The organism is Paraburkholderia graminis, from assembly GCF_003330785.1.
GTDB classification, from domain to species: Bacteria; Pseudomonadota; Gammaproteobacteria; order Burkholderiales; family Burkholderiaceae; genus Paraburkholderia; species Paraburkholderia graminis.
This window is the reverse complement of record NZ_CP024934.1, coordinates 3,882,655-3,900,313: the sequence shown is the minus strand read 5'-3', so window position 1 is coordinate 3,900,313 and position 17,659 is coordinate 3,882,655. Positions and strand designations below refer to the sequence as shown.

Annotated in this window: 23 protein-coding genes; 2 read left to right on the top strand and 21 right to left on the bottom strand. The window is 61.4% G+C overall.

Annotated features, from left to right (window positions below; genetic code table 11):
• Positions 1-8: 8 nt before the first annotated feature.
• From CUJ91_RS17605 to CUJ91_RS17520, 19 genes are all read right to left on the bottom strand, one after another.
• The gene (locus tag CUJ91_RS17605) at positions 9-1,181 is read right to left on the bottom strand and encodes a phage tail sheath protein (RefSeq protein ID WP_114156598.1); all 1,173 of its coding nucleotides are present in this window, start codon (positions 1,179-1,181) and stop codon (positions 9-11) included.
• 60 nt (positions 1,182-1,241) lie between these two features.
• Complete coding sequence (locus CUJ91_RS17600) at positions 1,242-2,102, bottom strand: tail fiber assembly protein (RefSeq protein ID WP_114156597.1); 861 nt, start codon at positions 2,100-2,102, stop codon at positions 1,242-1,244.
• 13 nt (positions 2,103-2,115) lie between these two features.
• Positions 2,116-3,705 carry a tail fiber protein gene (locus tag CUJ91_RS17595; RefSeq protein WP_114156596.1) on the bottom strand — a complete coding sequence of 530 codons (1,590 nt, stop codon included), beginning with the start codon at positions 3,703-3,705 and terminating at the stop codon, positions 2,116-2,118.
• A 3-nt stretch (positions 3,706-3,708) separates the two neighbouring features.
• Positions 3,709-4,251: a phage tail protein I gene (locus CUJ91_RS17590; protein ID WP_114156595.1), complete on the bottom strand. Its 543-nt coding sequence runs from the start codon at positions 4,249-4,251 to the stop codon at positions 3,709-3,711.
• Positions 4,244-5,158 (bottom strand): baseplate J/gp47 family protein, encoded by a 915-nt coding sequence (locus tag CUJ91_RS17585; RefSeq protein WP_114156594.1) that lies wholly within the window; start codon positions 5,156-5,158, stop codon positions 4,244-4,246. Before CUJ91_RS17585 ends, CUJ91_RS17590 begins: the two co-directional genes overlap by 8 nt.
• The gene (locus tag CUJ91_RS17580; RefSeq protein WP_114156593.1) at positions 5,155-5,517 is read right to left on the bottom strand and encodes a GPW/gp25 family protein; all 363 of its coding nucleotides are present in this window, start codon (positions 5,515-5,517) and stop codon (positions 5,155-5,157) included. The genes CUJ91_RS17585 and CUJ91_RS17580 overlap by 4 nt, the downstream gene beginning before the upstream one ends.
• Entirely contained in the window at positions 5,514-6,173 is a 660-nt protein-coding gene (locus CUJ91_RS17575; protein WP_114156592.1) for a phage baseplate assembly protein V, read from the bottom strand. Before CUJ91_RS17575 ends, CUJ91_RS17580 begins: the two co-directional genes overlap by 4 nt.
• A gap of 84 nt (positions 6,174-6,257) precedes the next feature.
• A complete protein-coding gene (locus tag CUJ91_RS17570; protein WP_114156591.1) occupies positions 6,258-6,716 on the bottom strand; it encodes a phage virion morphogenesis protein in 459 nt (152 codons plus the stop codon).
• Entirely contained in the window at positions 6,713-7,156 is a 444-nt protein-coding gene (locus CUJ91_RS17565) for a phage tail protein (RefSeq protein WP_114156590.1), read from the bottom strand. The genes CUJ91_RS17570 and CUJ91_RS17565 overlap by 4 nt, the downstream gene beginning before the upstream one ends.
• The gene (gene lysC, locus CUJ91_RS34860; protein WP_244230948.1) at positions 7,149-7,382 is read right to left on the bottom strand and encodes an Rz1-like lysis system protein LysC; all 234 of its coding nucleotides are present in this window, start codon (positions 7,380-7,382) and stop codon (positions 7,149-7,151) included. The genes CUJ91_RS17565 and lysC overlap by 8 nt, the downstream gene beginning before the upstream one ends.
• Positions 7,273-7,725 carry an Rz-like lysis system protein LysB gene (lysB, locus tag CUJ91_RS17560; protein WP_114156589.1) on the bottom strand — a complete coding sequence of 151 codons (453 nt, stop codon included), beginning with the start codon at positions 7,723-7,725 and terminating at the stop codon, positions 7,273-7,275. The genes lysC and lysB overlap by 110 nt, the downstream gene beginning before the upstream one ends.
• Positions 7,722-8,528, bottom strand: a complete 807-nt coding sequence (locus CUJ91_RS17555) for an N-acetylmuramidase domain-containing protein (protein ID WP_114156588.1) — start codon at positions 8,526-8,528, stop codon at positions 7,722-7,724. The genes lysB and CUJ91_RS17555 overlap by 4 nt, the downstream gene beginning before the upstream one ends.
• Positions 8,525-8,791 carry a phage holin family protein gene (locus tag CUJ91_RS17550; RefSeq protein WP_114156587.1) on the bottom strand — a complete coding sequence of 89 codons (267 nt, stop codon included), beginning with the start codon at positions 8,789-8,791 and terminating at the stop codon, positions 8,525-8,527. The genes CUJ91_RS17555 and CUJ91_RS17550 overlap by 4 nt, the downstream gene beginning before the upstream one ends.
• A gap of 2 nt (positions 8,792-8,793) precedes the next feature.
• A complete protein-coding gene (locus CUJ91_RS17545; protein WP_114156586.1) occupies positions 8,794-9,135 on the bottom strand; it encodes a putative holin in 342 nt (113 codons plus the stop codon).
• A 15-nt stretch (positions 9,136-9,150) separates the two neighbouring features.
• Positions 9,151-9,357, bottom strand: a complete 207-nt coding sequence (locus tag CUJ91_RS17540) for a tail protein X (protein ID WP_114156585.1) — start codon at positions 9,355-9,357, stop codon at positions 9,151-9,153.
• Positions 9,357-9,848, bottom strand: coding sequence for a head completion/stabilization protein (locus CUJ91_RS17535; RefSeq protein ID WP_114156584.1), 492 nt, complete (start codon positions 9,846-9,848; stop codon positions 9,357-9,359). The genes CUJ91_RS17540 and CUJ91_RS17535 overlap by 1 nt, the downstream gene beginning before the upstream one ends.
• A gap of 102 nt (positions 9,849-9,950) precedes the next feature.
• Positions 9,951-10,637 carry a phage terminase small subunit gene (gpM, locus tag CUJ91_RS17530; RefSeq protein ID WP_114156583.1) on the bottom strand — a complete coding sequence of 229 codons (687 nt, stop codon included), beginning with the start codon at positions 10,635-10,637 and terminating at the stop codon, positions 9,951-9,953.
• A gap of 14 nt (positions 10,638-10,651) precedes the next feature.
• Positions 10,652-11,668 (bottom strand): phage major capsid protein, P2 family, encoded by a 1,017-nt coding sequence (locus tag CUJ91_RS17525; protein WP_114156582.1) that lies wholly within the window; start codon positions 11,666-11,668, stop codon positions 10,652-10,654.
• A gap of 42 nt (positions 11,669-11,710) precedes the next feature.
• Positions 11,711-12,745 carry a GPO family capsid scaffolding protein gene (locus CUJ91_RS17520; RefSeq protein ID WP_114156581.1) on the bottom strand — a complete coding sequence of 345 codons (1,035 nt, stop codon included), beginning with the start codon at positions 12,743-12,745 and terminating at the stop codon, positions 11,711-11,713.
• 151 nt (positions 12,746-12,896) lie between these two features.
• Here CUJ91_RS17520 and CUJ91_RS17515 point away from each other — a divergent pair, with 151 nt between their 5' ends.
• Together CUJ91_RS17515 and CUJ91_RS17510 are read left to right on the top strand one after the other, a co-directional pair.
• A complete protein-coding gene (locus CUJ91_RS17515) occupies positions 12,897-14,672 on the top strand; it encodes a terminase ATPase subunit family protein (protein ID WP_114156580.1) in 1,776 nt (591 codons plus the stop codon).
• Entirely contained in the window at positions 14,672-15,718 is a 1,047-nt protein-coding gene (locus CUJ91_RS17510) for a phage portal protein (RefSeq protein WP_114156579.1), read from the top strand. The genes CUJ91_RS17515 and CUJ91_RS17510 overlap by 1 nt, the downstream gene beginning before the upstream one ends.
• A gap of 94 nt (positions 15,719-15,812) precedes the next feature.
• Here CUJ91_RS17510 and CUJ91_RS34015 read toward each other — a convergent pair whose 3' ends face one another.
• A complete protein-coding gene (locus tag CUJ91_RS34015; RefSeq protein ID WP_153067634.1) occupies positions 15,813-16,475 on the bottom strand; it encodes a hypothetical protein in 663 nt (220 codons plus the stop codon).
• Between the two features lie 2 nt (positions 16,476-16,477).
• On the bottom strand, positions 16,478-17,533 hold the full coding sequence (locus tag CUJ91_RS17505) for a DUF262 domain-containing protein (RefSeq protein ID WP_114156578.1): 1,056 nt from the start codon (positions 17,531-17,533) through the stop codon (positions 16,478-16,480).
• Positions 17,534-17,659 lie beyond the last annotated feature (126 nt).

Below are 17,659 nucleotides of genomic sequence, written 5' to 3'. Positions count from 1 at the left end.
GCTCCTAGTTAGGCCGTGACGCGTGCGGCGAAGTCCATCAGATAGCGGTCGGTGATGCGTTGGCGCAGCATCAGGTTTTCAAGCGGGGGAACCGGCGTGTAGTCGTAATCGATCGCGAGCTTGCCGGCCTTCAGCGTGTCTTTGTCGTTCACGCTATCGTCGTACCAGGCCGAGCCACCGATCAGGTAGCCATTCGAAACCAGCTCGCGGAATTTCGCGTTGATGCTTTCGATAATGTCGCGCACGATCGACGGGTGCAAATCCACGTCGACATACAGCATGTGCGCCTCGGCCATCGTGTCAGCGAGCACTTGCGCGGTGCGCGTGTAGTTCTCGAATGCGAACAGCGGATCATCGGAACAGGTACGCGAACCCCAAAAGCGATACCCGTTCGAGTTAATCAGCGTCGTCACGTCCTGTTCGTTCAGGTAGCCGGCATCGGTCGCGGGGTCTTGCAAATCCCAAAACACATCGCGGCTAATGCCCGTGACGCCGTTGATGCCGACATTCGAGAGCGTCTTTTGCCAGCCCCTTTCTTCGTCGAGCTTGGCGCGCAGTCCGAGCGCGATCGCCGTCGCGTCGATGGTGGTCGATGCGTTCGCGGTGGTATCCCATCCGAGGAAATCCGGCCACAACACCATCAGCTCGCGTTGGCTGAATTGCTTGCGGTACGTGGTCGCCGCTTCCTTCGATTCCGCGCCATTCGCCGAGATGTAGCCAAAGCCGCGCAGCTTTTGCGCGAGCGCGCCGAGGGCCGTCGCGACGGGTTGCGCATCGAGGCCCGGTGCGCCGAGAATCCGCGGCTTGATGCCGAGCTTCGATTGCGCGGCGAGCAGCGCTTGCATGCCGGTGTAGCCGCCGCCGACCGCAGTCGTGCCGATCACGTTGCTCGTCGTTGCGGCGTCATCCACGCCGTCAGCAACGCGCACGACGACAGTAACGGGCTTCGCCTGTGCGGACATTGCTTCGAGCGTGCGGGCGAGCGTGCCCTTGTCGCCGGCCTTGCCGATCGCCGCCTGAATGTTCGTGAGCAGCACTGGCGTATCGAGCGGGAACATCGAGGCGTCAGCATCGAGGCCGGTCGCGACGAGGCCCACAACGGCCGTTGATACGGTGCGAATCGGGCGCGTGCCTTCGTTGATTTCGAGAACGCGCACGCCGTGGTGATAGTCAGTTGCCATATGAATTCCTGTTTAAGAGGGCAGTGAAAGGGCGGGTTGCAGCTCGCGACGCTTTCGGCGTTACGCGGGGTCGGCCGGGGTGTCCGGCGCGGATTCGATGGGCGGGACCACGGGCAGCTTGATCGGGGGCGCATAGGCCGCCGGCTCGTCGGGCCATACAACAGCGTTCGGGAAGGTTTCGCGATCGAGTGCGCGCGTGCATTGCTCGGCGTATGCCGTCCATGCCTGATAGTTGAAATAGTCCTCGGCTGGCAGCGTGCGGGCCGCGTATGCCTCGGCCTTGCCATCGGTGAAGGTCACGGCTTTCGCCATGCGCGCTTCGTATTCGGCCATCGCCGGCGTGCTCGCGACTTCATACGGCACGGGTTCATCGGGCCAGCTCACGGCGTCGGGGAACCCTTCGCGCTGGATTGCGCGCACAAGGTCGAGCTGATACGCGGACCATGCGCGGAAGTAATACGCTTCTTCGCGCGAGAGCAGGCCGGCCGCATAGGCGTCGGCCTTGCCCGCGTTCATCGTCCGGGCGTGCGCCATGCGCACGTCAAACTCGGCCATCGCAGCGGCGCGCACACGTTGCGCGACGAATGCCGGGTCGATCACCCATGCGCCATCGTGAAACATGTACTCATCCGAGGGGCGCGGGGTTTCCGTCAAGCCGTGCTCCGCCGGCGTGGTGCCGGCAATGAGGATTTCAGCCGGTGCGCCGTTGTCCTGGCGGTACAGCATCAGCCCGCGATAGTCGGGCAGCAGCTTCCATGCGCCATCGATGTAGAACGGCCACGTCAGGCGCGGGCGCGACGGTAGTTCGTCGATCGTGCTGAATGCGGGGATGAGCCAGCGGTCGGCGTTGAGCGGATCAGGGTCGGCGAGCCGGCTGGAAATGTATTGGCCGGTCTCGGCGTCGTATTGATGAATCAGCATGGTTCAGATCCTTTTAGTAAGCGCGAATCATTGCGAGCAATGCGACGTTGCGCGGCCGTGCTTCGCTGCCGCCGTCAGCGTTGACGGTGATCGTGTGCGAGTGATTGCCGGCGCCGCCTATGCCGACGTTGTGCGCGTGCGTGCCCGCTCCATCGGTATCGAAGCCGTGTCCGTGCGCACCGGCAAAGCTCGTGTAGGGTTGGCGCCAGCCGTCGATTGAGAAGTTGCTCGGATTGCCGACGCCGCGATCAGAGTCGTTCGCCCATTGCGGCACGTTTTGATCGAGAATGTGCGCGTGGTCGCCAATGGCATAGGTGTTGCCGTGGTGTCCGTGCCAGCCTTGCGAATCGGTCCACGCGCTATGAACGTGATCGCCGACAGCGGCAGCGCTCGCCGCGTGCGCGTGCGTAATGTTTTGCGACGCCTGAAAGGTGCCGATAGCGCGGTTTGCGTCAGCGCCGCGCGCGTCATCCCAACAGCGAATGAATTCGCCGCGCAGCTCGGGCAAGCGAAAGGTCGTTGCGCCGTCGCCGCTCGAAAAGCAGCCCCAGTTATTCGACGTCCAGGCGGATTCGGCGACAAGTGCGCCGCTCGCTTGCGCATACGCCCACAGCGCCGGGTAATCGGCTCTCTTGATGACTGCGCCGTTGAGCTTAAGAAAGCCGGCGCGAACGCTTGTGCGAGGCTCGAAAACCATCGTGCCGACAGCCGCCGCAGCGATCGCCGCGACTACCCATTCAGTCGTCGGGACGCGCTTCGATACATCGCCGGCCGGGGGCGTGAGCGCGGTAATCAAACCGCCTACGTCGAGCGTTCCGCGAAACCCGGTGTTTCCGGTGCGCGTGTCGAACCAATGCGAAAACTCTGCTTTCGGCACGAGCGCATTATCGATATTCGGGCCGAAGCCGATGCCATACCACGAGCGCAGCGCAACGTTATTTCCATAGAAGCTCGCCGAATCTGCGTTTCCGGGGCCAAGCGTCGCGACGTTACCGGGCGCGGCTGCGATGCGGAAAGAATCGACGGTTTGCACGCGACCAATGAAATCAGCGCCCGAAAGACTCGCCTTCGCATCCAGCTTTGGCTTGAGCGTCGCCGGCGTCACGGCGCGACCGGCATCGGTGCCGGCGTCGACTTCGGCTTGCGTCGCCAGCTCGATCACGCCTTGCACTTCGGTCGTCGCCGGCGGATTCAGAAACGTCGCGTCGCCGAACGTCAGCGCCGCCGCGTCGATCGACGTAAGTTGAATGTCGGCCGACAGCAGCAGCATTGCGGCCGGCGACTTCTCCATGATCGGCGTGGCCTGGCTATAGACGCCGAGCAGCACATCGTTTTCGAGGTACAGGCCGAACCCGTACAGCGTGAATTGATCGTCGGTGTCGTCTTTCAGCGTCACATGCACGGTGTCGGGCGCGACGTTCTTGCCGGCGAATGTCGTGATGCGCTTGCGTTCGTTGGGCATGACGAGCATGCCCTTGTCGGCGACGAAAGGGGCAGACGCAAGGCCGATCTTTACGACTTGATGCGCGTTCGTGCCGGTGTTGCCGGGCGCGACGAGCGCAGCTCGCCCGGCGTCGGTGATGGTGATGAGAGTTCCGGCCATAGGTCAGATATCCGAGAGAGAAAGACGGCGATACAGCGCGGGCCGAACGGCCGCCGCGACGCGCTGCGTGCCTTGCATTGAAAAGCCTTGCGTGAATGAGTAGTGCGCGCTCACGGGCTTGGTGCGATCGATTTCCGCGATGATGTCGGCGACGAGTGCCGCGGTCGGTGCTTGCCCTTCTCGCGAGCTAACCGTGAGCACTACGTCGAACGTGCCGGGCACGCCGCGAGGCGTCATCTCGAACCATTCGCGCAGGGCGATGTTTGCGCCGAACGCTGCGACGACTTCGCGCACGGCAGCGGCCGTGCCGTTCTTGCGCGCGATCGGAATGGCGGCCTTCACGCGGGCGCGCTTGGTCTGTTCGGACCAATAGTCTTTCCATGCGTCGACGCCGAGGTGCCACGCAAGCCACGGCAGCAGCGGCAACGGGATCGCATCAGGGTCCATCAGCACGGCGAGCGGTGACGGGATATCGCTAATGCGTGCCGCGACGCGCGCAAGGTTGCGCTCGTGCGTGGTCGAGTTCGGCGGGAGCAGATCACTCATTGTTGTAGATGCCTCCGTCCACCAGCTCGATCGCCGTGCAATACGGCGCTTCCTGTTTCGTAGCGGGAATGTCGGCGGCCGGCTCGGTTAGTAACACCTTTTGCACGCCGGCCGCGCGCGCAGCGGCATAAACGCCGTCGAGCGTGATCGCCATGCCGAGCTTGTGCATGTCGTCGGTGTACTTCTTCACGTTCTTCTGTGCCTCGGCGAGTGCGACAGAGCGATCGGGGCCGGCGAAGAAAATGAGCGTCGCGCGCACGGCATAGCGCTTGATGGTCGCGCTCTGCACGGTCACGAAATCAGTGAGCGGTCGCACGTTGTCGGACGCGAGCGCGACGCGCACCTTTTCGACGAGCGCATCGTCGGCCGTGCCGTCGCCTTCGCGCGAGAGCACCGTAACGACGACTTCTTTCGGCGCAGGGCTTACGGCAGACGCATCGAGCACGCGGCCGTCAGCGTTGCGAGCGTGCGAGATGTAAGCGCCTTCGGGGCCGGCAACGGAAAAGCCTTGCGGCGCGAGCTGCACGCGCGCGCGCAAATCGGGGTCTTCTTCGTAGACCGCTTCGATATCGTTCGCCGGGTCGGCCGGCGTGATTTCGAGGCGTTCGATTTCAAACAATGCGGCAAGGTGTTCGAGGTCTTTGCCCTTCGCATAGGCCAGCATCACGGCGCGCGCGGCGTCGTTCACGCGCTGGCGCAACACGATTTCGCGATAGGCGTTTTCCTGCAAATGAATGTTCATCGGCTCGGACTCGAGCGCGAGCGCCGCCGCGACTTCGGCTTGCTTGTCGGCCGGATACAGCGCGACGAGCGCCGCCTTGCGCTCGGCGAGCAGCGTTTCATAGTCGATTGTTTCGACAATATCGGGCGATGAAAGACGCGACAGATCGATCGGCGTAGCGCTCATGCCGCACCCCCGTTCGTGAGCTGCACGCGCGTCGACACGGGTTCGCCGGTCTCGGTGGTGGTGCCTTCAATGTCGACGACTTGCACACCCGCGCCGGTGTCGCTCAGCTCGGTCGAGAGCTGCACGCGCGACAGGCGCAAGCGCGGCTCCCATTGCATCAGCGCGGTCGCGATCGCGGCATACAGGCGCACGCGCGTCGCGCCATTGTTCGGCGCGTCGACCAGCTCGGGCAGCTCGGAACCGAAATCGCGACGAGCGATGCGCGTGCCGATCGGCGTCGTCAGAATCTTCGAGAGGGATTGATACAGGTGGGCGATTCCGGCCGTTGCGCGGCCGGTCGATGCGTTCATGCCTCTCATAGCGGTTCGCTCACGTTGTTGCCGTCGCCTTGTTCCTTGTGCGTGTGGTGCGCCAAGCTCTTGCCGCCGGCGATCACGTCATCACTCACGGCGACGGTGCCGGTAATGACAGCAGCGGGGCCGCCGCTTGTGCCGGCCTTGCCGCTCATGCCGTTCTCGAACACGAAAGCGCCCTTAACCAGCATGTTTCCCGTGACGGTCGTTTGCTTTGCGTCGAGCGTCACATCGTCGGCCTTAACCGTCGCGGTTTTAGTCGTGACGTTGACCGCGCCGGGGGCGGTGATGTTGACGGTTCCACCATCGGGAAAGACGGCGTTGAGAACATGGGCGGCCATGTCGTATTCGATCGATGCGCCGTCGCGATAGACGCGCATATGTTTCGCCGGGTCAGTGCTCGGCGGGGGGAAATCTTCGGAAAAGTAACCGCGCATCGCGAGAGCTTGCGCAGGGTCGCCGCTCGGGCAAAACAGCACTACGCCTTCGCCGATCGAGGGCGCGAGCCACTCGATCGTTTCTCCGGCAGAAGGCACGAACCATTGAATCCAGTCGGTATGTAAATCGCCGCTCACTACACGGCATAGCGCGCCGTCAACCGACTCAACGGTGCCTTTGCGTATGCAGTTTAGAAATTGGCGTGAGGATTCGTTTGCGTTCATGGCTCCATGTTGCCGAGCACGCACGCGCGAGTCGACACGCTGCATTTGTTAGCGCGTCGGGTACAAACTTAGGGAGCCGAATGGTTAAGGCGAGATGTGTTTGAGCAGTAGATCGCGGATCATTTCGCGGTCGGCGTCGGTGAATCCGAGCAGCACGCGGGCCGGGTAGGTGTATTGCGGGCCGCCCGGCGCGACGCGATCGCTTTCGCCGAATTGGTGGATGCGCGCCACGCGTGCGACGCGGCCGGCGAATCCGATCGCGAGGCCTTGCGCGTCAGACTCGGCACGCAGAAAGCGCGCTTGCCGTAGCCTCGCGAACATCGCCGCACGCTTGATGCGGCCGGCCTTGTCGCGCAGGTGTTTCGGGCGCGGCTTGCGCTTCTCGTATGCGCTCCCGTCCGGGTTGCGCTGCTGCCCGATGCGCGTGCGTTGGCTTCGCGTCAGCTCGCGGCCGATATCGCGCAGAGCAGCGCGACGAGCGGCCGGTGAGAGCTGCGACAGCAGCCCGCCCGCCCACGATTCGAGTGCGCTTAGTTCGTTCATAGCGCCGAGGGATCGTAAAGGCCGCTCACTTCCCATTCGGGAACAGGTTCGTCGACGTGCGTGATGGTCTGAGCGCCGTTGGCGTCGGTGCCGACGACGACGCTTTCAGTGAGCTTGAGCTTGATCGACAGATCGACCGTCGTTTGCGTCAGTTGCTCGGCTTCGAACGAAATGCCCGTTTTGCGCAAATCGTCGTTCGTGAGCAGGTCCGATTGATTGCGCTTGATCCACACCATCAGCGCGGCGAACACGATATCGGCGTCGCCGGTGAAGTCGAGCAGCATCACGTTAAGCGTATAAGCGTAATCGAACGAGCCGGATGCCGCGCCCGTGGCGATGATGTTGCCGGCGTCGATGAATATGAGCAGCTTGTCGGGGTCGGTCGTGAGCGACGGCACGGCCGCATTGAGCGCCTTGCGCAGACTGTTCGCCTTATTCATGGTCGAGGCCGGGAAGGGAAAGAGCTTTCGATTGGCAATCGACGATCAGATCGACACGGGCCGCGCATTCGCCCCATGCCGCCTCTGTGATATCGAGCGCGCGGCGCAGCTCGTCGTTAGTGCGCGGTGCCGTCGCCGGCAGCGTGCAGCGCGCGACGGGCGCGCATTGCAAGGTATTCGTCGGCTCCGGTGATCGCGGGGCGGCCGTACAGGCGCACAACGTCATCAGGCAAAGCGCCATCAGCCCATGCGCGCAACGCTTCGTTTTCATGTTTCAACGCCTCAAAGTCGGTTTCGGACTGCGCGAGGCTAGCCGCGATGCCGGCGCGCTTCGCGTCGAGCTGCGCGAGCGCCTTCGCGTGCTCGCGCTCTTTATGCTGTAGATCGGCGATCGTCGCGTCGCGCCGGCCGACCGTCTCTTGCGCGGTGCGCGCTGTGTTCTGTGCGTCGACCAGCTCGGCGCGCAGCGACTTCACGTAAAACCAGCCGGCCGCGATCGCGAGCACGACGAGCGCGATCGCGGCAGCGCGCAGGGCGATCGGCGCGAGGCGCGCGGCGATCGCATTCATGCCGCAGCCTTTTCGCGCTCGGCATACGTCGCGTATGCCTGGGCGAGCTTCGCGTCGTACAGATTGCGCGCGTAATCGGGGCCGTTGTAGCCCTTGGCGAACGCGGTCCACTTCCTACCCCTCAGCGCGGAAAGCAAGGCCGTGTCGGCCGCGATAAACCGCACGAAAGCGTCGAGGTGATCGGCTTCGCTTCGTTGCATGCGTGCGACCCAATCGGCGACACTCGAATATTCGAGCGCTTGCCAGTGATAGCCCATGATTTGAAACGCGCCCCAGCTCGCCGACTCGTGCGCGGTGTCGGCGTCGATGCGCTCGGCGATCGCAAGGCGCGTGTACTCGGCCGCCTTGCCCATGTACCCGCCGGCGGTGCTCGATACGAGGTTCGGATATCGAGCGGCGAGCGCATCAACATCAAAGCCGCGTGCCTTCAGGCGCTTATAGAACACATGCCGCTCGAAAAGGATCGCCGGCCGGCCATCGGGCAAGAAACCTTCGCCGCGCGATTCCACTTCGTTGACCGCGCGGATCGCCGCGACGGATACGCCGAGCGTGTCGGCCGCTTTCACGAGGTCATCGTCGGACAGGTGCCGAGGCAGTGCGACGCCGGCCAGGGCAATGAGAGTTTTCGGGCCGGCGATGCCGTCGATCACGAGGCCGCGCGCTTTCTGGAGGGCCATAACCGCGGATTCGGTGTCATGGTCGAAAACGTGCGTCTCTGCGACAGGAAAGCCGGCGCGCGTGAGGCGCTTTTGTAGCAACGCCACTTCGTCGCCGATATCGCCCTTTCTCAAAATCATCGTCATTCGCTCCGCAGCAGGCGCGCAACGTTGCCGCGTGCGCCAAAAATGAGAACAGTGAAAAGAACGGCGCGAGCCGCTTCGAACATGCCGACCGCTTTCGCATGTACGGCCAGCTCGATCGCCGAGCCGCCGAGCGCGACGAGCATCAGCCAGGCGAACCATGAAACGTGATGCCGGTGCCGCGCTCCGTCGCGGCGATAGGCGAGGATGCGCAGCGCCGCGACGCTGTACGCGATCAATGCAATCAGTGCGAGGGGGTTGGTCATGGTCAGCCCTTTCGAAACAGCGACAACAGGTCGAAAGACTTGATGCGCTCGATCAGTTGCAGAGTGACGGTGATCGCCAGTGCAGCAGCGAAGAAAGCCGCAACGCCAGTGCTCGTGATCGGCGTGTGATTCACCACATCGGGCGCGGCCAGATAGCCGGCGATCAGCGAAATCACGAGATAGGCGAAGCGCTTGGCAAGCGTCAGGTCTTTCGACGTGACGACGACGAGCGCCGCGCCCGTGAAAGCGCCGATGAGCGCATTGCCGTCGATGCCGGGGAACAGGCTTGCGAAGCCGATGCCGGCCGACACAGCGGCGAGGGTGGTGGTGCTTGGTTCGGCCATGTTGGCGACTCCGGGTTAATCGAAAAGGTTGACGAGCTGGATCGTTGTTTGATCGTTCGGCGGGTCGGGAAGATCGACCGCGAGGCCGAGGGGCAGCACGGGGCCGTAATCGGCGAGACCGGCATTCATTTCGAGCGTGGTTTCGACGACGCCTTGCGTGCGGCCGAGGTAGCGGAAACAGAGGGCGTCGACCGTATCGCCCTGTTGTGCATAGACGCGCATCAGATCAGCTCGACCGTTGTGCGCGCAACGCCGCGCATGTCGTTGATCGCCTGGCGCGCGTTGCGGCGATCGGCGTCGATCGTCGTCACCAGCTCGTCGGCGTCGTTCGCGCCCGACTTCGTGCTATCGAAATCGCGATACTTCTCGGTGAGGTCCGCGCGCGCGAGGAAATAGACCGCTCGCCGATAGCGCGCGAGCTGCACGCTTTCGCCGCCGATCTTGTCGGCCGGCAGCTCGGCGAGCGACGCGACGCCGGCCGCTTCGTGTTCCGCGCGCCAGCTCGCCAGCTCGCGATTTACTTCGTCGATCGCGGCGATCGCCGCATCGCGCAGTCGCGCCGTTGTGACGGTGCCGGTAAGGCGCACGGCTTCGCGCATGTGCGCGAGGTCGACAGAGGGAAACCATGCGACGTTGCCGATCGTCAGCGCGTCGGCCGGCGGTGCCGGCTCGGGCGTGGTGGTGGGTTCTTCGATCGCGTTAAAGCTCGTCATGGCATCAGCTCGGAAAAGGTGGGCGGTGGGCCGGCGTCGGATCGCGTAGACCGTCAGGCGTTGCGATCGTCGGCCGGCGCCGCCCAGGCCGGGGTGGGCTCTTTACGTGCGGCCGGCGTCGGTGCCGGCCGCATTGCTCGCTTTCTCAATGCGGGCAATGTCCTGTTTCACGCCGGCGCGCTCGTCCAGTTCGAGCGCGCGGCGCAGGTGTTCGAGTGCGGCCGGCGAATTGCCGTCGCGCTCGAGCGTGTAACCGATCGCCTTGTGCAGCTTGGCGCGCACTTGGTCGTGCATGTCGTGCGATTCGGTGAGCTGCGCGACTTCCATGAGCTGCGCGACGCTCACGCGATCGCCGTTCGCGTCTTTCTTGAACGATGAAAGCGAAGCCTCGGCGAATTCCTCGGCGACCGCGGTCGATAGCGTGCGGTCGTATTGATCGGGCAGCGTCATCCGGTTCGCGATCGCATAGCGGGCGATATCGAGCGCGCCGGCGAAGTCGCCCACGTCGACGCGCCAGATCATCACGGTCGTTAAAACATCGTCCTGTGCGCCCCGCCCGCCACTCAGCGCGCCCGCAACGTATTCGACGTAATCGGGCAGCAGCTCTGCGCGCTTCACTTCGATCTTGCGCGCAATCGACTTGATTTCCTTCAGTCGGCGTTTGTCGATCGCGAGCTTGGCAAGCATCAGCTCGTAAGCGCTTCCGACCATCGTTTCGCCCGCGCCGGCCGAGGCCGACGCGAGCTTTGCCGATACGCGCTGAAAGTGGCGTTGTGCGGGGCTAGTCATCGCTTGTTGCTCCTTTACGCCGCCGGCGTGATTTCGATGTTCTCGGCAACAGCAGCGCGGCCGAGGTCTTCGACGACATACGCATCGTTGGACGATTCGTAGTTCTCGATACGGTCTCGCTTCGCGTTGTCGACGATCGTGCGACGGCGCGCGCCGTCTTGGAAATACAACGACAGGTTGTCGAAACTCGTCACGAACACGGCATTAGCCGGGAAGAAAGGAACCGTGACGGCCGGCAAGTTGCCGATGCGCTTTTGGCTCTGGATCACGTCAGCGGCAAGCATTTCGCTCGGCGCTTGCGGTTTGTTGATGAGCGGGAAGTACTTGTCATGCAGCAGGCCACGGCCGCACATCACGACCAGCGCGGTGTCGTCCTGGTGCCACGGGTCGATCATGCTCGCCACCAGATCGATAACGAGCGCATCGAGGTTCGCATAGTCGCCGTTTGCGCCGACGATGATCTTGCCGGCCGTCTTTGCGCCTTCGTCCATCACGCGTTGCGGGGCTTGGTCGCGCATGCGTTGCAGCCAGCCTTTATTGACATCCTGCAACATCGGGTTAGCTGCGCGATCGGACGTTGCCGAACGCTTCGTGCCGTTGAAACCGATCGCAATGCGGTCGAGCGCTTGACGGCGCACGATCACGTCGCGAATGCGGGTCTGGAAATCGGCAAACTTCGCCCATGCGTCGAGCTTCGCATAGCTCAGATGCGAATCGAAGTTCGTTTGCGTGCAGTTGTAGCCGTTCTCGTCGAGGTCGGACACATCGGCCGTTGCGCGATCCTTCAGCGTGGTGTCGGTCGTGCTCGCGATCGGCGAGCCGATGCCCAGGCCGAGCTTTGCGCCTTGTTGATCGGTAACGCCGATCATGTTGACGCGCTTGAGGAAATCGCTCGATTCCTGAATGCGGGTTTCGAGCTTTTGCTGCACGCTCGGCGCGACGGCGAATTTGTGCGTAGCGTTGTTGATGCCGTTGAGCTTGGCAATCGCGTCGAGGAAAGCGTCGAACGCGAAGCGGGTTTCTTTACGCATGTGGTGTGTTCTCCGTTGCAGTGAAAAGGGGTGATTGCCTGTTTAGCAATCGGTCGTGACGGTGCCGCCGGCCGAGCCGGTCGACGCGGGGCGTTGCACGCCGCTCTCGGTTTTCGAGAGCTGCACTTGCAGCTCGTCGAACGCTTTGCGATCGGCTTCGCGCGCCGTGTTCAGCTCGGCGACTTGCTTCGTGAGCGCTTCGATCGTTTCGCCTTGCGACTTCGTGACCGTCGCCAGCTCAACGCACGTTTGCGCCAGCTCGCTAAATTGCTTGTCGTCCCGTTTCTTCGAGCTGGACAGAATTTCTTTGACGCTGGACAGCAGCGCGCCGATTGCCGAGGGCTTCTCGGCTTCTTCAAACTCGATCACGGTTTCAGCGCCAGCCGTGAAAAGGTTCGTCGGCGATACCTTGCGGCCGGCGAACGGCGAGGCGGCCGGGTTCTGAGCTGCGAAAGAAAGGATTTCGGTGCCGAGGCTCGCGGGGCTATCGGTCACGGCCAAGCCGATCAGATAGGCCTGTTTCGTGTCGGCGAAAGACGGGTCGATTTCGCACGAGGTGTAAATCTTTTGCTTCGCCTTCGTCATGGCGACCAGCTCGGCAGTCGGCTCAATTTGCGCGAACAGTCCGAGCTTGCCGGCGAATTCGCCCGTCAGCTCTTGCGTTTCGACCGCGAGCACGTCGCCATACGCCTTGAACGGGCCATCGGGCAGCACGCCGCGAAAGTGTTCGAGGTTCACGCGTGCGCCGTATTTCGTCGGCGAGTAGTTCGCGGCAATCTGTTCGAGCCATGCGCGTTCGATCACGCGGCCGTCAGTCGTCGCGCCTTCGACGGCGATGCGGAACATCTTCGATTTCGCGAGCTTCGTCGCGTCGGCCGATGCGGTCGAGCCGATCGCCATAGCGCCGAGGCCAGCAGCGCCGGCGATGCTCATGCCGTGACCGCTCAAAAACGCGAGCACATCGGCGTGATTGGGAACAGCGTTCGCGGCGAGCGTCGCCGCGTTTGCGTCCATCGTGACAGCGAGCGCGATCGCCGCGACGGCGAACGACATAAGCGACAGCTTGCGAAATTGCATTGTTAGGTCTCCAACAGGTTCGGGAAGGGTTCAGCGTGAGTTGATATCTTGCGATCGCGGCCGAAAGCGCTCAACGTTTCGCGTTTGTTCGCGCTTCCGGTACATATGGGCGTGCGTGCTTGCGCGCGCGCGGCGCGGGAAACTTGGGGCCATGATCGATAAAGCCGATATCGCCCCTACCCTTGATTCGAACGCCGACCCTCGGCGGCTTGCACGCGCTCTCTACTGGCAGGGTTGGCGCATCACGTCCGTCGCGAATGAATTGCAGCTCAAACGCGCGACGGTCGAGGCATGGAAACAGCGCGACAAGTGGGACGAGGCGCAGCCGATCGAGCGCATCGAGTCGTCGCTTGAAACGCGCCTCGCGGTGCTCATTGCCAAGCCGGTAAAGACGGGTAACGACTTCAAAGAAATCGACTTGCTCGGCCGTCAGGTCGAACGGCTCGCGCGCGTGCGCAAGTACGGCGAAACGGGGAAAGAGAGCGACCTAAACCCGAACATTGAGGCACGCAACAAAGCGCCGCGCAAAGAGAAGGTGCGCAACGATTTCAGCGACGAGCAGATCGCGCGGCTTCACGAGGCGTTTCTCGATTGCCAGTTCGGCTATCAAAAGGTGTGGTATCGCAACGGCGACAAGCGCACGCGCAACATTCTCAAGTCACGGCAGATCGGCGCGACGTTCTATTTCGCACGCGAAGCGTTAGACGATGCCTTGCAGAGAGCGCGGAATCAGATTTTTCTCTCGGCGAGCAAAGCGCAGGCACACGTTTTCAAGTCATACATTCGGCAGTTCGCCGCCGAGGCCGCCGAGGTCGAGTTAACCGGCGATCCGATCATTTTGCCGAACATGGCCGAGTTGATTTTTCTCGGCACGAATTCGCGCACGGCGCAGAGCTATCACGGCAATTTCTATTTCGACGAATACTTTTGGGTGAGTGGTTTTCGCCAGCTCAACAAAGTCGCGTCGGGAATGGCGATGCACAAGAAATGGCGAAAGACGTATTTCTCAACGCCGTCGAGCATCACGCACGAGGCTTACACCTTCTGGACTGGCGAGCACTACAACAGGGGGCGCGCAAAAGCCGATCACATTCATATCGACACGTCGCACTCGGCGCTCGCTCGCGGCCGGCTTTGCGAGGATCGCCAGTTTCGGCAGATCGTGACAGTCGAGGATGCCGTCGCCGGCGGTTGCGACTTGTTCGATATCGACGAGCTGCGGCTTGAATACAGCGCGCAGGAATACGCGAATCTGTTGATGTGCCAGTTTATCGACGACACGGCATCGCTCTTTCCGCTCGTCGAGCTGCAACGTTGCATGGTCGACTCGTGGGAGGAATGGGCCGACGATTTCAAACCGCTCGCGCCCCGCCCTTTCGGCTTTCGTGCGGTATGGGTTGGCTATGACCCGGCGCTTTCCGGCGACTCGGCCGGCCTTGTCGTCGTCGCCCCGCCGGCGGTGCCGGGGGGCAAGTTCCGCGTGCTGCACAAGCAGCAATTTCGCGGCATGGATTTCGAGGCGCAGGCCGAGGCGATACACGCGATCACGAAGCAATACACCGTCGAGTACATGTCGATCGATACGACCGGCATCGGCCAGGGCGTTTATCAGCTCGTCAAGCAGTTCTATCCGAGCGCGGTCGCGCTCAACTATTCGCCAGAAGTAAAGGGCCGGCTCGTGCTGAAAGGCTTGTCGGTCATCAGCAAGGGCCGGCTCGAATTCGATGCCGGTTGGACAGACCTGGCGCAATCCTTCATGGCGATTCGAAAAACCATGACGGCCAGCGGTCGAAAGGTGACATATGAGGCGAGCCGCAGCGAAGAAACAGGACATGCCGATTTAGCGTGGGCGTGCCTGCACGCGCTCGATAACGAGCCGCTAGAGGGCGTGACCGCAAACAATACCAGCATCATGGAGTTCTCTTAATGAGCAAGCGCAAGCGCAGCAACTACGCATCGAGCACGACGCCGGCGGCCACGTCGACGCCGGCACGGGCCGAGGCCTTCACGTTCGACGATCCGGTGCCGGTGATGGATCGGGCCGAGATTCTGGATTATGTGCAGGCTTACGCGGTCGGCGATTGGTATGAGCCGCCGGTATCGTGGTCGGGACTGGCAAAGACGTTTCGCGCCGGCGTGCATCACGGCTCGGCGATCTACTTTAAGCGCAATGTGTTGTCGTCGACGTTCATTCCTCACAAGTTGCTATCGCGTGAGGAGTTCGACAAGTGGTCGCTCGATTTCCTCACGTTCGGCAACGGGTACATCGAGAAGCGAAAAAACCGCCTCGGCAGTGCGATCGCGCTCAAACGGGCGCCGTCGAAATACATGCGCCGGCGAGCCGACTTGCAACGCTTCGTGCAGCTCAACGGATACCAGCAGATCGAACACGAGTTCGAGCCGGGTTCGGTGCATCACTTGATGGAACCGGACATTAATCAGGAAGTGTACGGCTTGCCTGAATATCTCGGCGCGCTGCACTCGGCTTGGTTGAATGAATCGGCGACGCTCTTTCGCCGTAAGTATTACGAGAATGGTTCGCACGCCGGGTTCATTCTGTACATGACTGATGCGGCGCAAAGTCAAAGCGATGTCGACAAGATGCGCGAGGCGTTGAAAAACAGCAAAGGGCCGGGGAATTTCCGTAACCTTTTCATGTACGCGCCGAACGGCAAGAAAGACGGCATACAGCTCATTCCAGTTTCCGAGGTCACGGCGAAAGACGAGTTTTTCAACATCAAGAATGTCACGCGCGACGACTTGCTCGCGGCGCATCGTATCCCGCCGCAACTCATGGGTATCGTGCCGAGCAATACGGGCGGGTTTGGCGCGGCCGACACGGCCGCCGAGGTGTTCGGTGCGAATGAAATCGCGCCCCTGCAACGGCGCTTCACACAGCTCAATGATTGGATCGGCGAGGAGGTGGTTCGCTTCAATCCCTATTCGATTAACGTGCCGAAATCCGCTGGGTAGGCGCGTGGTTGGAGGTTGATCGAGGGCACTTTGGCACAAGTCGGCCGAAGCCGGCTTGTCTGGAACCACTCATAGGGCGACTACAAACTCGCCGCTACGAAATCGCCGCGAGAGCGGCATCGCGCAATTCCTCAACGGCGTGAAACACAAGGTAATCCCGCGTACTTGGCTCAACCCAATACAGAGACTGAATTGGATGAGTCGTTGGGAAGACCATAAATCTGGACCAGAGAACTAGTAAATCGGCACGCGTTTGTAGATTGTTGTGTGCCGCAGCGTTTCGAATGAGCTGCAACGCTTTGGCACTTCGATGCGCGGATGAAAATGCAGCCATAAGTTGCGCTTCGTTGGATGGCTGAAGCCGTGGGATCACCTTCGTAAGCGAGTCGACATCGCCCCACGTGGGTTCGTAACGTAGGACGGTATTTGTTGGACCCCAGAACGGCGGATTTGGCTTCTTTTTCGCGTTGATTGCCGCCCCGGATACGTGCGGCTCTGTCGCGGCTTGTGGGTGCGGTGTGATATTCACCCCCGCTCCGTCGATGGTTCCGAGACATGATTCAATTACACACGAGCGGCAAAAAATGGCCCACGCCTGCCACAAGCGCGAAAGCACGCCCTCAAGCAAGCATTCATCGTCGGTAACGAAATCCGCCGATGCGGAGATACTCGACCTAGCAGTCGTAAAGTCCCTGAGGCATTCGACGAGTAGATCGAATTCATCACACAGCGCCGTCCACGTGTCATAGAGACTCATGGCTATTGGGCAAACTCGCCAAGAAGTGCTCGGCACAACCACTTCACGCGGATTGCTCTTTGCGGGCCGCGATTACCACCTTCTGATGCCGCTCTTACATATTCGCTGAACTCGCCGACGTCCTTTTCCTCATGTGCGGCGGCGAGTCGCCTAATGGATTCAACAGCTCTACCTGCATCGGCAAAATACTCTCCGGAAGGCGCGATTCCGGTTGAGGCCTCTGCACCCGGCAGCCCGAAACGATTGTGGATCAATGCACAAAGCAACGAATGGAAAACGTGAGGTTTTGTCGCGTATGTATCTTGAATCGCTGAGAGATGCTCAAGAGTGGCCTGAAAGGCGCCCATGATCCTTTCGTCGACGCGCTGAAGATCTTCGAACCCCGTGTCATTTCGTTTATATAGGCTGCGCAGTTTGGCGGGACTTGTGCTAACAATGCCCTCTTCAACGGCGAGTGCAAGGTCAGAGATGAATTCAGCGTCAGCCATCCGGACAATTTGGCGGCTTGTCAGCACCTTCCAGTCGATCAGGACCGATCCGATGCGATCAAGCGTTTCATTCACCCAATCCTTGAATTCGCCGAAGAACTCGCTGTGTCGTTTTTCCGCTTCATTCAATGGCAGTGTGAACGCGTTCATGCGCCTGAACATTTGCAGAATCTCGGACCGATCTGCATTTCGGATGACGTCTACAGATACCGTGTATGACCAGAACACTTCGTGAATTGCTTCCGGCAAATCCTCGAAGCGTTTCCCCTCGTATTCACGCGCGTTTCGTCCGAGAGCAAACTTGCCGTCAACGAATTCGACAATGGTACTCAGCCGTTGCTGACCGTCGACGATTTCGCGTCGAGGTTTTCTCGTGCTCTTGTCGACGTACTCATGAAAGTACACTTTCGGAAAAGGAAAGTCCCGGAGGATTGTGTCGATAAAGTAGCTTTTTGCGGCCGGTGGCCACAACCCGCCCCCGCGTTGGTATTCCGGATTCACAATAAGAACACGGTTTCTAAACCAGTCTACCAACTCGGCAAGCGAGTATTTACCTTCTTCGACCTTCATTGTTAGTCCTTATGGTCCTCAGACCGATCACCGTATTACCTGACTAATTTCTGCAACACGCAGCACATCGATGTGGAGCGCTTAGGTCCGGTGCACACTGACACTCGAACATTCAGCCGCACATGA